Source organism: Pseudomonas sp. LFS044 (assembly GCF_047978245.1).
GTDB lineage: Bacteria > Pseudomonadota > Gammaproteobacteria > Pseudomonadales > Pseudomonadaceae > Aquipseudomonas.
This window is the reverse complement of the sequence record NZ_JBFPFX010000020.1, coordinates 64353-81389: the sequence shown is the minus strand read 5'-3', so window position 1 is coordinate 81389 and position 17037 is coordinate 64353. Positions and strand designations below refer to the sequence as shown.

The window sequence follows — 17037 nt, the reverse complement described above, 5'->3', positions numbered from 1 at the left end:
TAACGCCGCGCACCTGCCCGCACCGGTGCCTTACCGCACCTACGTCGCCCAGGCCCGCCTGGGGGCGGATGATGCCGGGCACGAAGCGTTCTTCCGCGACATGCTCGGCGACCTTGACGAACCGACCCTGCCGTTCGGCCTGGCCGATGTGCAAGGCGATGGCCGCGCCATCGAAGAGGCACAATTACCCGTCGATGCAGCGGTGGCCCGGCAGCTGCGCGAGCAGGCCCGGCGCCTGGGCGTAAGCGCCGCAAGCCTGGCGCACCTGGCCTGGGCGCGGGTGCTCGGGGTGCTGGCCAACCGCAGCGACGTGGTGTTCGGCACCGTGCTGATGGGCCGCCTGCAGGGCGGTGAAGGCGCCGACCGTGCGCTGGGTGTGTTCATCAATACCCTGCCGCTGCGTATCGACCTTGCCGCGCCTGCGCTGCAGGCCGTACGGGTTACCCACCAGCGCCTGTCGGCACTGCTCGGCCATGAACACGCCTCGCTGGCATTGGCCCAGCGCTGCAGCGGCGTGGCACCTGGCTTAGCGTTGTTCAGTGCCTTGTTCAACTACCGCCACAGCAGTGCCGCTGCACCTGCCGAAGGCGATGCCAGCGTGCAGGGCGTGCGCCTGCTGGGCGGCGAAGAGCGCAGCAACTACCCGCTGACCCTCAGCGTCGACGACCTGGGCGACGGCTTCACCTTGAGCGTGCTCGCCCAGCAGGGCATCGGTGCCGGGCGTGTCGCCCAGTGGATGAACCAGGCGTTGGCGCAGTTGAGCGATGCGCTGGCACACGCCGACAGCACCCCCGTGGACGCACTCCCGATCCTCGACGCACCGGCCCGCCATCAGGTACTGCACACCTTCAACGCCACCGCCCGCGCCTACCCGCAGGGGCAGACCGTGCATGCCCTGGTGGAAGCCTGGGCCGCCCGTGCGCCGCAAGCGGCGGCCCTGGTGCAGGATGGCCAGGTGCTGAGTTACGGAGAGTTGAACCGCAGCGCCAACCGCCTGGCCCACCACCTGATCCGCCGCGGCGTGCAACTGGGCGACCGGGTTGCCCTGTGCCTGCCGCGCAGCCTCGAACGCCTGGTCGGCCTGCTGGCGGTGCTCAAGGCGGGTGCTGCCTATGTGCCGGTGGACCCTGGTTACCCGGCCGAGCGCATTGCCTACCTGCTGCAGGACAGCGCCCCGGCGCTGGTGCTGGCCGACGCGAGCACGCTGGGCGTGCTCGGCGATAGCCCACGGGTCGAGCTGGACCGCGATGACTGGCAGGGCGAAACGGACATCAACCCGCAAGTCGCGGGTCTGGACGACCAGCAGCTGGCCTATGTGATCTATACCTCCGGCTCCACCGGCCAGCCCAAAGGGGTGATGGTCGAGCACGGCACGCTGGCCAATCTGCTGCACTGGCACTGTGAAGCCTTCGACCTCGGCGCGGGCAGCCACACCAGCACCGTGGCCGGTTTCGGTTTCGACGCCGTGGCCTGGGAAGTCTGGCCGGCCCTGTGCAGCGGGGCGGTGCTGCACCTGCCGCCTGCGCGCATTGCCGGGGAACACGTCGACGAACTGCTCGACTGGTGGCTGGAGCAACCGCTGCAGGTCAGCTTCCTGCCCACGCCGGTGGCCGAGCAGGCGCTGCGCCGCCAACGCCAGCACCCGACCCTGCGTACCCTGCTGGTCGGCGGCGATCGCCTGCGCCAGTTCGACCGTGACCCAGGCTTTGCCCTGGTCAACAACTATGGCCCGACCGAGGCGACCGTGGTCGCCACTTCCGGCCAACTGCAGCCGGGTGGCGCCCTGCATATCGGCCTGCCGATCGCCAACACCTGCGTCTATGTGCTGGACGCGCATCGTCAGCCGGTACCGGTGGGTGCGGTCGGCGAGCTGTACATCGGCGGTGCGGGTGTCGCCCGGGGTTACCTGAACCGGCCCGAACTCACCGCCGAGCGTTTCCTCGTCGACCCGTTCAGTGCCCAGGCCCAGGCGCGGATGTACCGCAGTGGTGACCTGGTGCGCTGGAACGCCGATGGCACCCTCGACTACCTGGGGCGCAATGACGACCAGGTGAAGATCCGCGGCGTGCGCGTGGAGCTTGGCGAAATTGAAGCCGTACTGGCAGCGCAGCCGGGCATCCAGGATGCGGTGGTGCTGGTGCGTGACGAGCGCTTGCTGGCCTGGTTCACCGGCGCGGCGCCGCTGGAGGCACTGCGGGAGGCGCTGCAGGCCAGCCTGCCGTCGCACTTGGTGCCGCTGGCGTTTATCCCTCTGGATGCCTTGCCACTGACCCCCCATGGCAAGCTCGACCGCAAGGCCTTGCCAGTCCCGGCCCCGGAACTGCTCTGCGGGCAGGCCTATGTTGCTCCGCAAGGCTCCGTGGAAACCGCGCTTGCCAACGTCTGGGCCGAGATGCTGGGCGTGGCGCAGGTCGGCCGGCATGACAACTTCTTCGAACTGGGCGGGCATTCGCTGCTGGCGGTGAACCTCACCGCGCGCCTGCGCCGCGACGGCCTGCAGGTCGACGTACGCACGTTGTTCGGCCAGCCGACCATCGCCGCTTTGGCGGCGACCCTGGGCCAGGCACGGCTGGTGGAAGTGCCGGACAACCTGATCCCCGCTGGCTGCACCCACATCACCCCGGCCATGCTGCCGCTGGTGGCGTTGCAGCCGCACGCCATCGAGCGGATCGTCGCCAGCGTGCCGGGCGGTGCTGCGAACGTGCAGGACATCTACCCGCTGGCGCCGCTGCAGGAAGGCATCCTCTACCATCACTTGAGTGCAGCGGAGCACGACCCCTACGTGCTGCAATCGCGGTTCGCGTTCGCCAGCCGCGAGCACCTGGCCAACTTCGCTGCGGCGTTGAACACCGTCATCGCCCGCCACGACGTGCTGCGCACGGCCGTACTCTGGGAAGGCCTGCCGCAGCCTGTGCAAGTGGTCTGGCGCCGTGCAGCGCTGGGCATCTTCGAAGGTGAGGGCAGTCACAGCCTCGACCTGAGCCAGGCCCCGCTTATCCGTCTGTTCTACACCCAGACCGAACAGGCCATCGAAGCCACCCTGCAGTTCCACCACATCGTCCTCGACCACACCGCCATGGAAGTGGTCGGCGAAGAGCTGATCGGCTACCTGCAGGGCAACCCGGAACCTGCCCACGCGCCGGTGCCTTACCGCAACTACGTGACCCAGGCCCGCCTGGGTGTCAGCCAGGCCGAGCACGAGGCGTTCTTCCGCTCGCAGCTGGGCGATATCGACGAGCCGACCCTGCCGTTCGGCCTGAGCGACGTGCAAGGCGATGGCCGTGATATCGAGGAGGCGCAGCTGTGGCTGCATGACGACCTGGCCCAGCGCCTGCGCCAACAAGGGCGGCAACTGGGTATCAGTGTCGCCAGCCTGTTCCACCTGGCCTGGGCGCGGTTGCTCGCGGCCGCCAGCGGCAAGGACAGCGTGGTGTTCGGCACCGTGCTGCTTGGCCGCTTGCAGGGCGGCGAGGGTGCCGAGCGGGCGCTGGGCATGTTCATCAACACCTTGCCGCTGCGCATCGACCTGGCCGGCACCGGCCTGCGTGAAGGCGCGCGGGCGGCCCACCAGCGCCTCAGCGCGCTGCTGGCCCACGAGCATGCTTCTCTGGCGTTGGCCCAGCGCTGCAGCGGCGTGGCGGCACCGTTGCCGCTGTTCAGCGCAATGCTCAACTACCGCCACAGCACCCAGGTCAGTGCCAGCCAGCGCAAGGCGACCGAGGGTATCGACAACCTGCAAAGCCAGGAGCGCAGCAACTATCCGCTGGGCCTCAACGTGGATGACCTGGGCGACGGCTTCCGTCTGGTGGCCATGACGCCTGCGGACATAGGCGCGGCGCGGATCTGCGGGCAGATGAACCAGGTGCTCGAAGCCATGGTCGCGGCGCTGGAGCATGAGCCTGAACTGCCGTTGCAGCGCTTGCCGGTGCTGGAGGCGGAGGAGCGGCAGCGTGTGCTGGTGGCCTTCAACGACACGGCGCAGGACTACAACCTTGAGCAGACCTTGCATGGCCTGATCGAGGCGCAGGTCGAGCGCACACCGGATGCCGTGGCTGTGCGGGCCGAAGAGGGCGTGTTGAGCTATCGCCAGCTCAACGAACAGGCTAACCGCTTGGCGCATCATCTGATTGATCTAGGGGTGAGACCGGACGATCGCGTGGCCATCTGCGTCGAACGTGGGTTGTCGATGGTGGTGGGGCTGCTCGCCATCCTCAAAGCCGGTGGTGCCTATGTGCCCGTCGATCCGGATTACCCGGCCGAACGTGTGCGCCACATGCTGAGCGACAGCGCGCCGGTAGCGGTGCTGGTGCATGCCGCCACTCGCCATGTGCCGGAAGCGGGGCTGGTGATCGACCTGGATCAGCCAAGCTGGCATGCACAACCTGCGAGCAACCCGGTTGTGGCCGCGCTGACACCACATCATCTGGCCTATGTGATCTATACCTCGGGCTCGACCGGCCTGCCCAAAGGCGTGATGAACGAGCACGCCGGGGTGGTCAACCGCCTGCTGTGGATGCAGGAAGCCTACCGCCTTGGCGCCGACGACGTGGTGCTGCAGAAAACCCCGTTCAGCTTCGACGTGTCGGTATGGGAATTCCTCTGGCCGCTGCAAACCGGCGCACGTCTGGTCATGGCCCGCCCGGGCGGGCATCGTGATCCGGAGTATCTGCGCCAGGTGATTGGCAGCGAAGGCGTCACCACCTTGCACTTCGTGCCGTCGATGCTGGACGTGTTCCTGGCGCATGGCGACGCTTCGGCAGATCGCCTCAAGCGCGTGCTGTGCAGCGGTGAAGCGTTGCCGGGCAGTCTGGTACGGCGATTCCACGCCCAATTGCCCACGGTAGAACTGCACAACCTCTACGGGCCGACCGAAGCTGCCGTGGATGTGAGTGCCTGGCACTGCGTCACGGCGCCGGACAACACCCCAATCGGCAAGCCAATCGCCAACACCACCCTTTACGTGCTGGATGGCCAAGGCCAGCCGGTGCCGCAGGGCGTGGCGGGCGAGCTGTTCATTGGTGGCGTGCAGGTTGCCCGCGGCTACCTCAACCGTGCCGAACTGACCGCCGAACGCTTCATCGACGACCCGTTCAGCACCCGGCCCGGTGCACGTCTATACCGCACCGGCGATCTGGCGCGACACCTTGCGGACGGCAACATCGAATACCTGGGCCGTAACGACGACCAGGTGAAAATCCGCGGCCTGCGCATCGAACTGGGGGAAATCCAGGCCGGCCTGACCGCCATCGCGGGTATCAAGGAAGCCGTGGTGGTCGCCCGCGATCAACGCCTGATCGCCTATTACACCGGCGAGCCGCAAGCGGTAGAAATGCTGCGCGCCGCACTGCTCAAGCACCTGCCGGAATTCATGGTGCCCGCGCTGTTCATGCACCTCGAAGCATTGCCACTGAGCCCCAACGGCAAGCTCGATCGCAAAGCCCTGCCGCAGCCCGATGCCATTCAGGACCGCCCGTTCGAGGCCCCGGAAGGCGAAACCGAAACCCTGCTGGCCGCGATCTGGGCCGAACTGCTGGGCGTGGAGCGGGTAGGGCGGCACGACAACTTCTTTGAACTGGGCGGCCATTCGCTGCTGGCGGTGACCCTCACCTCGCGCCTGCGCGAACAAGGCTTGGAGGCCGACGTGCGCGCCCTGTTCGACCAACCCACACTGGCCGGCTATGCAGCCATCACAGACAGAATGGAGATCGTCCTGTGAGCATCAACCAACTCTTGGCAACACTGACGGCCAACAACGTGCAACTGGCACTCAAGGATGGCCAGCTGGTGGTTCAGGGCAACCGTCAGGCCTTGACCGACGCCGCCCTGGTGGCGCGCCTTCGCGAGCACAAACCGGCTCTGGTGGCGATGATCGAGCGCGGCGAGTACGTGGCCGTGAAGCAAGGTGCAGTGAACGTGCCGGCCAACCTGATCGAACCCGGTTGCACACGGATCACCCCGCATGTGTTGAACCTGATCGAGCTCGACCAGGCCAGCCTCGACCGGGTCGTCGCCTGCATCCCAGGTGGCGCTGCCAACGTGCAGGACATCTACCCGCTGGCACCGCTGCAGCAGGGCATGCTGTTCCACCACGCCAGTGCCACCGACCATGACCCCTACGTGATGCAGGCGCGCTTCGTGTTCGCCAGCGAAGCGCGCTTGCAGGCGTTCGCCGACGCCCTGCGCGGGGTGGTTGCGCGCCACGACATCCTGCGCACCTCGGTGCACTGGCAAGGCCTGGAGACCCCGGTGCAAGTGGTGTGGCGCGCGGCCGAACTGAAGGTTCTGGCGCTGCCCGAGGATGCTCCGCAGCGTAACCGGCTCGACCTGACCCAGGCGCCCTTGATCCGCCTGTTGCGCGAGCCGGCCCAGGCCGATGGCAGCCTGAGCGCCACGCTGCAGTTCCACCATATCGCCATGGACCACAGTGCCTTGGACGTGGTCCGCCACGAGCTGATCGCCTTCCTCACCGGCGACCAGCAGCACCTGGGCACCCCGGTGCCGTTTCGCAATTATGTCGCGCAGGCGGTGCTGGGCATCAGCGAAGCGCAGCATGAGGCGTTCTTCCGCGAGATGCTCGGCGGCATCGATGAGTCGACCCTGGCCTATGGCATTCAGGACGTGCAGGGCGATGGCGCCGTGCACAACGAGCACACCCTCGACCTGCCGCTGGACCTGTGCCTGCGCCTGCGGGCCTATGCCCGGGGGCAGGGCGTCAGTGTCGCCAGCCTGTTCCACCTGGCCTGGGGCCGGGTGTTGGGCGGCCTGACCGGGCGGGCACAGGTGGTTTTCGGCACGGTGCTGATGGGCCGCCTGCAGGGCGCCGAAGCCACCGACCGGGCACTGGGCATCTTCATCAATACGCTGCCGCTGCGGGTGGACCTGGCCAACGTCGACCTGCCCACCGCGCTGCGCGCCACCCATCAGCGCCTCAGCGCCCTGATGCGCCATGAACACGCCCCCCTGGCGCTGGCCCAGCGCTGCAGCGGCGTGGCGGCCCCCGCGCCGCTGTTCAATGCACTGCTCAATTACCGGCACAGCGCGGTCGCGGCCAGCGCACCGCGCCGCGCGGCACTGGCCGGCATCGATGTCGTCGAATCGGCCGAGGCCACCAACTACCCGCTGACGCTCAGCGTCGATGACCTGGGCGAAGCCTTGCGCCTGACGTTGCTGGCCAGCGCCGAAGTGCCGGCGCAACGGGTCTGCGCCTACCTGCAGCAAACCCTGGAAAGCCTGTTGCAGGCACCCGCAGCGCAGGTACTGGCGCTGGACATGCTGCCGGCCAGCGAGCGTCACGAACTGCTGCAAGGGTTCAATGACTACGCCGCCAGCCATGAAACCGACCTTGCCTTGCACCAGCGCATCGAACGCCAGGCGCAGGCACACCCGAACGCCATCGCCGCCACCCATGCGGGCGAAGCGCTGACGTACGCCAGCCTCAACCGCCAGGCCAATGCCTTGGCCCACCACTTGATCGGCCTTGGCGTACGCGCCGATGACCGCGTTGCGGTGGTCGCCCGCCGTGGCCTGGAGACCCTTGTGGGCCTGCTGGCCGTGCTCAAGGCCGGTGCCGGCTATGTGCCGATCGACCCGGCCCACCCGGATGAGCGGGTGCAGTACCTGCTCACCGACAGCGCACCCGTGGTGGTGCTTGCCCAGCAGGCCCTGCGCGCGCGGCTGGGGAGCCTGGATGTTCCGGTAGTGCTGCTCGACCCGCCGGCCTGGGCGGCACGTGAAGACAACCCGGCGGTGCCAGCGCTCAGCGCGCATAACCTGGCCTATGTGATCTACACCTCCGGCTCGACTGGCCAGCCCAAAGGCGTGATGGTCGAGCACCAGACCGTCAACAATCTGGTCGACTGGCACTGCCGCGCCTTCGACCTTTGCCATGGCCGGCATACCTCGTGCCTGGCAGGCTTCGGCTTCGACGCCATGGCGTGGGAGGTCTGGCCCGCCTTGTGTGCCGGCGCCACGCTGCACCTGGCCCCGGCCGCCGATGGCACCGAAGACCTTGATGCGATGCTCGCCTGGTGGCGCGAGCAGCCGCTGGACGTGAGCTTCCTGCCCACGCCGGTGGCCGAATATGCCTTCAGCCACCAGGTAGAGCACCCGACCTTGCGCACGTTGCTGATCGGTGGCGACCGCTTGCGCCAATTCAACCGCACCCAGCGCTTTGCCGTGGTCAACAACTACGGCCCCACCGAAACCACGGTGGTGGCCAGCTCCGGCGTGGTCGAGGCGGGCGGGGTGCTGCACATCGGCCGGCCAGTGGACAACGCCCGCCTGTACGTGCTCGACGAACACCGCCAGCCTGTGGCGCTGGGCGTGCCAGGGGAGCTGTACATCGGCGGTGCCGGGGTTGCACGCGGTTACCTGAACCGCCCTGAACTGACCGCTGAACGCTTCCTGGAAGACCCTTTTGCGGCCACGCCAGGGGCGCGCATGTACCGCACCGGCGACCTGGTGCGCTGGTTGGCCGATGGCACCCTGGACTATCTGGGGCGCAACGATGACCAGGTGAAGATCCGCGGCGTGCGTATCGAACTCGGTGAAATCGAGAGCCGCCTGGCCACTTTGCCGGGCATCAATGAAGCCGTGGTGCTGGCCCGCGAAGACCAGCCCGGCCAGCCGCGCCTGGTTGCCTATTTCACGCCCCAGGCCGATGTCGAGGCGGCAACCCCTGAAAGCCTGCGCGCCCAGTTGCAGGCGCACCTGCCGGAGTACATGGTGCCGGTGGCGTTCGTCGAACTGGCGGCCTTGCCCTTGACCGCCAACGGCAAACTGGACCGTCGCGCGCTGCCCAAGCCAGAACGTTCGGCACTGTTCGAACAGGGTTACGAAGCCCCCCAGGGCGAACTCGAAAACGCCCTGGCGCAGCTTTGGGCCGAGCTGCTGCAGGTCGAGCGGGTTGGCCGGCATGACCACTTCTTCACCCTCGGCGGCCATTCGCTGCTGGCCATGCGCATGGTCTCGCAGGTGCGCCTGCGCCTGGGCGTCGAGCTGAGCTTGGCCGAGCTGTTCGCCAATGCCGAACTGGCGGCGGTGGCGGCCGTACTGGCAAAGGCCGGTCGCAGTGAACTGCCGGTGATACTGCCGGTGCCACGCGAACAACCGCTGCCCATGTCGTTCGCCCAGCATCGGCTGTGGTTCATGGCGCAGATGGAAGGCGGCAACCAGGCCTACAACGTCCCGCTGGCCCTGGGCCTGCGCGGGCCGCTGGATGCCGATGCGCTGGAGTGTGCGCTGCTGCGCATCGTCGAGCGCCATGAAACCCTGCGCAGCCGCTTCGTGCCGCGTGACGACAGTGCCGAGGTGATCATCGCTGCCACCGCCGGCGGCGAGTGGTTCCAGCGCGAAGCATCAAGCTACGATGCGTTGCCCGCCCGGTTACGGGAAGAGGCCAGCGCACCCTTTGACCTGGCCCATGGCCCGCTGCTGCGGGCACGCCTGCTGCGCCTGGGCGCCGAACACCATGTGCTGGCACTGACTGTGCACCACATCGTCGCCGACGGCTGGTCGCTCGGTGTGCTGACCCAGGAACTGAGCGCGTTGTACCCCGCCATGTGCCAAGGCCAGCCAGACCCACTGCCGCCCTTGACCATCCAGTATGGCGACTACGCGGTGTGGCAGCGTCGCTGGCTGGCCGGTGCACAGTTGCAACGCCAGGCCGACTACTGGCGCCAGGCGCTGGACGGCGCACCAACCCTGCTCAAGCTGCCCAGCGACCGGCCGCGCCCGGAACGCCAGGACTTTGCCGGGGCGAGCCTGCCGCTGGAAATTGACCTGCGCCTGGCCGCCGGCCTGCGCACCTTGGCGCAACGCCACGGCGTCACCCTTTACATGACTGTACTGGGTGCGTGGGCGGCGCTGTTGGCACGGCTTTCTGGGCAAACCGAAGTGGTGATCGGCTGCCCGGTGGCGGGGCGCAGCCGGGCCGAGGTGGAAGCGCTGGCGGGGTTGTTCGTCAATACCCTGGCCATCCGCATCGACACCCAAGCGGCGCCGACTGCGCAAGCATTGCTGGAGCAGGCCCGCACCCGCGTGCTCGACGCCCAGGCACATCAGGACCTGCCGTTCGAGCAGGTGGTCGAGATCGTCCGGCCCGCCCGCAGCCTGGCCCACACGCCGTTGTTCCAGGCGACCCTCAACTGGCAGGCCACCCATGGCCCGGCCCTTGAACTCCAGGGCCTGCAGCTTGAGGCCGTGGCCCAGACCGGGCAGGTGGCCAAGTTCGACCTTACGCTGAACCTGGGCCAGCACGGCGATCTGTTGGCCGGGAGCCTGGAGTACGCGACGGCGCTGTTCGATGAACCTACCGTGCGCCGTTACCTCGGTTACTTTGAAACCCTGCTCTGGGCCATGGTCGGCAATGACCAGGCAACCCTGGCGCATGTCGAGCTGATCGACGAGCAGGAGCGCCACACTCAGCTGCACGCGTTCAATGAAACCGGCCGCGATTACCCGCGCGAACAGTGCGTGCAACGCCTGTTCGAACAACGCGTCGCCCGCCACCCATTGGCGCTGGCGGCGGTGCATGGCCAGCAGGCGCTGACCTATGGCGAGCTCAATGCCCGGGCCAACCGCCTGGCCCATTACCTGATCGCCGAGGGCGTGCAGCCCGGTGCCTGCGTGGCGATCCTGCTGCCACGCTCGCTGCCGCTGCTGGTGGCGCAACTGGCGGTGCTCAAGTGCGCGGCGGTGTATGTGCCGTTGGATATCCATGCGCCTGTGGAACGCCAGGCGTTCATGGTCGATGACTGCCAGGCCGTGGCGCTGCTGACGCTGGCCGACGTGGCTACAGACTTCCCGGTGCGGCGCCTGGACCTGGATCAGTTGGCGCTCGACAGCCAGCCTGGGCACAACCCGGGCCTGCCCCAGGGCGCCGGCAGCAGCGCCTACGTGATGTACACCTCGGGCACCACCGGCATGCCCAAAGGGGTGTGCGTGCCGCACCGGGGCATCGTGCGCCTGGTGATGGTCAATGGCTACGCCGACTTCACGGCGCAGGACCGCATCGCCTTCGCCTCCAACCCGGCTTTCGACGCCAGCACCCTGGAAGTCTGGGGTGCGCTGCTCAACGGCGGCCAGGTGCGGGTGATCGATCACCCGACGCTGGTGGACCCTCAGCGCTTTGCCGCTGCGCTGGCAGAGGACGGCATCAGCGTGCTGTTTCTGACCACGGCGCTGTTCAACCAGTATGTGCAACTGCTGCCCGACGCGTTGGCGCGGCTGCGCATCCTCATCAGCGGTGGCGAGCGCGCCGAGCCTGCGGCCTTCCGGGCCCTGCGCGAGCGTGCGCCGGCGCTGCGCCTGATCAACGGCTACGGGCCCACCGAAACCACCACCTTCGCGGTCACCTTTGAGGTGCGCACGCTGCCCGCCAGCGCCACGCAGGTGCCGATCGGGCAACCCATCGGCAATACCCAGGTCTACGTGCTGGACACCCAGCGCCAGTTGGTACCGCTGGGGGTGGTAGGTGAGCTGTACATCGGCGGCGATGGCGTGGCCCTGGGCTACCTCAACCGGCCTGAGCTGACCGCCGAACGCTTTGTCGATGACCCGTTCAGCCAGCAGCCCGGTGCCAGGCTGTACCGCACCGGCGACCTGGTGCGCTGGCAGGCCGATGGCCAGCTGGAGTGCCTGGGGCGCAATGACGACCAGGTGAAGATCCGCGGTTTCCGTATCGAACTGGGGGAAATCCAGCAGCAGTTGGCGCAGTGCCCGGGTATCGGCGACGTCATCGTCATGGCCGTGCCCGGTGAGCAGGGGCCGTTGCGCCTGGTGGCCTGGTTCACCCGCCTTGATGAGGCCCTTGATGCAAACGGGCTGCGCAACTACCTGCGTGGGCGCCTGCCTGAATACATGGTGCCGGCGGCCTTTGTCGCCCTGCAGCGGATGCCCCTGAGCAACAACGGCAAGGTCGAACGCAAGGCATTGCCGCTGCCGGGGCCGCAGGACTTCGCGGCGGCGGCCTACGAGGCGCCGCAGGGCCAGCACGAGCTGGTGTTGGCGCAGGTATGGGGCGAGTTGCTGCAGGTCGAACACGTCGGGCGCAACGACCGCTTCTTCGAGCTGGGCGGCCACTCGCTGCTGGCCATGCGCATGCTGGCCCAGGTGCGTCAGCGCTTGGGCCTGGAACTGGCGTTGGCCGACCTGTTTGCCGATGACCGCCTGGCGGCGGTCGCGGCGAGCCTGGCCAGCCACCCCGCGCAGGTGTTGCCGGCCATCCAGCCGAGCCTGCGTGTGGGCCGCATGCCGCTGTCGTTCGCTCAGCAGCGTTTGTGGTTCCTGGCGCAGATGGCACCTGGCAGTGCGGCGTATCACATCCCTATCGGCCTGCGCCTTGAAGGGGCGCTGGACGCAAATGCACTGGAACGGGCGCTGCAGCGCCTGGTCGAGCGCCATGAGAGCCTGCGCAGCCATTTTGTAGAGCAGGATGGCGAGCCGCAGGTAGTCCTGGCGACCGAGGCTTTCAGCCTTGCCAGGGTACAAGCTCCCGGCCTTGAGGCGGCGGCGCTGGCTGCATTGATCGAGCAGGAGGCGAGTCGACCCTTCACCCTGGACCAGGACCTGCCGATCCGTGGGCGCCTGCTGCACCTGGCGCAGGGCCACCATGTACTGCTGCTGACCCTGCACCACCTGGTGGCCGACGGCTGGTCGCTGGGTGTGCTGGTACGCGAGCTGGGCGAACTGTACCAAGCCTTCAGCCAGGATCGTGCGGACCCATTGCCAGCGCTGCCGGTGCAGTACCTGGACTATGCCCTGTGGCAGCGCCGCTGGCTGGGTGGCGATACCTTGCAGCGCCAGGCCGAATACTGGGCCGCCCACCTGGCCGGCGCGCCAACGTTGATCAGCTTGCCGTGTGACCGGCCACGGCCTGAACGTCAGGACTACTCCGGTGACAGCGTTGCGATCTGCCTGGACCCACGCTTGAGTGTCGAACTCAAGGCGCTGTGCCGGGACCAGGGGGTAACCCCGTACATGCTGTTCATGGCGGCCTGGGCGGTGTTGCTGGCGCGGCTGGCGGGGCAGGACGAGGTGGTGGTAGGTTCGCCACTGGCCAACCGCCGGCAGGCGGAGGTGGACGGGCTGATCGGCATGTTCGTCAACTCCATCGCCGTGCGGGTGGATACCACTGGCGCGCCGGACGTTGCCACGCTGCTGGCACGGGTCAAGGCGACCGTAGTGGCCGCCCAGGCGCATCAGGACCTGCCTTTCGAACAGGTGGTCGAGGCCCTGCGGCCTCAGCGCAGCCTGGCCCATACACCGGTGTACCAGGTGTCGCTGGACTGGGAAGGTAGCCCGGACCGCCAGGCGCTGCAGCTGGGCGAGTTGGCAGTGACCGCGCTCGGCGGCCAGGCGCGGATCGCCAAGTTCGACCTGAGCCTTAGCATGGGCGAAGGGGCGGACGGCTTTGCCGGGGGCATTGTCTACGCCACCGCGCTGTTCGATCGGGCGACCATCGCGCGTTACGCAGGGTACCTGGAGCAGTTGCTGTGGACGTTTGCCGAAGGTGCGGGGGCTATTCCAGCGCACACCGGGCTGCCGGATGCCGATGAGCGCAAACAGTTGTTGCTGGCGTTCAACGACACGGTGGTGGACTACGACCTTGAGCAGACCTTGCATGGCCTGATCGAGGCGCAGGTCGAGCGCACGCCGGATGCCGTGGCCGTGCGGGCGGAAGAGGGTGTGTTGAGCTATCGCCAGCTCAATGAGCAGGCTAACCGCCTGGCGCATCATCTGATCGATCTTGGGGTGAGACCGGACGATCGCGTGGCTATCTGCGTCGAACGTGGGTTGTCGATGGTGGTGGGGCTGCTGGCCATTCTCAAGGCCGGTGGTGCTTACGTGCCCGTCGATCCGGATTACCCGGCCGAACGTGTGCGCCACATGCTGAGCGACAGCGCGCCGGTAGCGGTGCTGGTGCATGCGGCGACTCGCCATGTGCCGGAATCCGGGCTGGTGATCGACCTGGATCAGCCGACCTGGCATGCACAACCTGCCAGCAACCCGGTTGTGGCTGCGCTGACGCCACATCATCTGGCCTATGTGATCTACACCTCGGGCTCGACCGGCCTGCCCAAAGGCGTGATGAACGAGCACGCCGGGGTGGTCAACCGCCTGCTGTGGATGCAGGAGGCCTACCGCCTTGGCGCCGATGACGTGGTGCTGCAGAAAACGCCGTTCAGCTTCGACGTGTCGGTGTGGGAGTTCCTCTGGCCGCTGCAAACCGGCGCGCGCCTGGTCATGGCTCGCCCAGGCGGCCATCGCGACCCGGAGTATCTGCGCCAAGTCATTCGCAGCGAGGGCGTCACCACCTTGCACTTCGTGCCGTCGATGCTGGACGTGTTCCTGGCGCATGGCGACGCTTCGGCAGATCGCCTCAAGCGCGTGCTGTGCAGCGGCGAAGCATTGCCGGGCAGTCTGGTACGGCGATTCCATACTCAGCTTCCATCCGTGGAACTGCACAACCTCTACGGGCCGACCGAAGCCGCCGTGGATGTGAGTGCCTGGCACTGCGTCACGGCGCCGGACAACACGCCCATCGGCAAGCCAATTGCCAACACCACGTTGTACGTACTGGACGGCCAAGGCCAGCCGGTGCCGCAGGGCGTGGCGGGCGAGCTGTTCATTGGTGGCGTGCAGGTTGCCCGTGGCTACCTGAACCGTGCCGAACTGACCGCCGAACGCTTCATCGACGACCCGTTCAGCACCCGGCCCGGTGCGCGTCTGTACCGCACCGGCGATCTGGCGCGACACCTTGCGGACGGCAACATCGAATACCTGGGCCGTAACGACGACCAAGTGAAGGTCCGCGGCCTGCGCATCGAACTGGGCGAAATCCAGGCTGGCCTGACCGCCATCGCGGGTATCAAAGAAGCCGTAGTGGTGGCCCGCGATCAACGCCTGATCGCCTACTACACCGGCGAGCCGCAAGCGGTTGAAATGCTGCGTACCGCACTGCTCAAGCACCTGCCGGAATTCATGGTGCCTGCGCAGTTCATGCACCTCGAAACCCTGCCACTGAGCCCCAACGGCAAGCTCGATCGCAAAGCCCTGCCGCAGCCCGATGCCATTCAGGACCGCCCGTTCGAGGCCCCGGAAGGCGAAACCGAAACCCTGCTGGCCGCGATCTGGGCCGAACTGCTGGGCGTGGAGCGGGTAGGTCGCCACGACAACTTCTTTGAGCTGGGCGGGCACTCGCTGGCGGCTATCCGCTTGATCGACAAGCTCACCAAGGCAGGCCTGCAGGCCGCTATCAATGACGTGTTCCAGCAGCCAAGTGTGGCGTCGCTGGCCCGTCATCTGGAAGCCGGCGGTGCCCGCCAGGCGCCAACCGTTATCCGGGTCAGGTCCGCAGGTACGCAACCCGCAGTGTTCCTGGTGCACGAATTCACCGGCCTGGACTTCTACTTCCCGGTGCTCGGCCAGCACCTGCCGGGTGATTTCCCGGTGTACGGCCTGCCGGGTGTGCCTTGCGGCGACCCCCAACCGCGCACCCTGGAATGCCTGGCCCGCTACCAGATCGAACAGTTGCGCAAGGTGCAGCCACAGGGGCCTTACCGTCTGGCGGGCTGGTCGTTCGGTGGCGTGGTGGCCTTTGAAATGGCCAACCAGTTGCTGGGCGAGGATGAGGTCGTCGAGTTCCTCGGCCTGATCGATACCTATGTGCCGCGCCTGGCCGACCAGGGCAAGGCGCGCTGGCAAGGGCCGCGGGCGCTGGAGCGGCAGTTGCTGCTCAACTGCAGCACCTTCTGGCGCTCGCAGGGCGAGGCGGGCGAAGCACGCCTGGCGCAACTGCAGCGCCTGGAGGCCGCGCAGGCCGATTTCGCCACGCTGCTGGCCAGCTGCCGTGAACACCACCTGTTGTATGGCCTGTGGTCGAGCATGAGCGATGAGCAGTTGCGCCATTACTTCACCCGCGAACTGGCGCACGGCCACGCCATGGCCCAGTACCGCCTGGCACCGCTGAGTGTGCCGGTGCATCTGTTCCGGGCCGAGCAGGGCAGCGAGGGCCTGGCAAGCCTGGGTTGGCGCGAAGCGCTGCCGACCCAGGCGCTGGTCGAGATCGCCGTGCCCGGTGACCACCGCAGCATGATGCAGGCCCCGCAGGTGGCCGCGGTCGGTGCGGCCATTGCGCAGGCGCTCGCCAGCGCAACGGCTCGCCCGGCTGAACAGGCTGTGGCTTATCAGCCGCTGGTGGCGATCCAGACTGGGCAGCACGGCCATGCGCCGCTGTTCTGCGTGCCGGGTGCGGGTGACAGCGTTACCAGTTTCATCGGGCTGGCCGAAGCGCTGGGGCCGGACTGGCCGCTGTATGGGCTGCAGGCCCGTGGCCTGGACGGCTGCTCGGTGCCGCATGCCTCGGTGGAGGCCGCAGCCGACTGCCATCTGCAGGCCATCGAGGCGCTGTACCCGCAAGGGCCACTGAACCTCGTGGGCCACTCGTTTGGCGGTTGGGTCGCGCATGCCCTGGCGGCCCGTTTCGAGGCAAAGGGGCGCCAGGTGCGCTCGTTGACCCTGATCGACAGCGAAGCGCCGGGTGGCGGCGCTACCTGCGGCCAGCCCTACACCTTTGGTGAAGCGCTGCAGCGCCTGATCGACTCGCTGCAGCTGTCGACCGGCAAGGCCTTGGGTATCGAGCCCCTGGCATTTGCCCAAGCCAGCGATGACGAGCAATTGCGCCAGTTGCACGGGGCCATGGTGCGGGCCGGGTTGATGCCGGCGCGCTCTGCGCCCAGGGCCCTGGAAGGCACCGTACGCACCTTTGCCACGGCGCTGCGCACCTGCTACCGGCCGGCGCAGGGGTACAGCGGGCCGGTGGGCCTGGTACTGGTCGATGACCCGAGCCTGGACGCGGCCGGTAATGCGCGGGAACAGACCGCGATGCAGGCCGGCTGGCAGCAACTGATGCCGCAATTGGCGCTGTGGCAGGGGCCGGGCAATCACTTCAGCATCCTCAAGGTGCCGGATGTGTTCAGCCTGGCGGCCTGGTGGCATGACGGGCAGGCCCTGCAGCTGGACCGGGTGGCTCAGTAA

At 67.6% G+C, this 17037-nt stretch carries 2 protein-coding genes (1 of these 2 cut by a window edge); both read left to right on the top strand.

Going from position 1 to position 17037, the window contains the following annotated elements:
* On the top strand, positions 1 to 5716 hold the final stretch of the coding sequence (locus ACNQPL_RS17815) for a non-ribosomal peptide synthase/polyketide synthase (protein WP_416467424.1). It extends 16631 nt beyond the left edge of the window; the window shows 5716 of its 22347 coding nt (coding positions 16632-22347); its start codon lies off the left edge, out of view; it ends in the stop codon at positions 5714 to 5716.
* Positions 5713 to 17037, top strand: coding sequence for an amino acid adenylation domain-containing protein (locus ACNQPL_RS17810; protein ID WP_416467423.1), 11325 nt, complete (start codon positions 5713 to 5715; stop codon positions 17035 to 17037). The genes ACNQPL_RS17815 and ACNQPL_RS17810 overlap by 4 nt, the downstream gene beginning before the upstream one ends.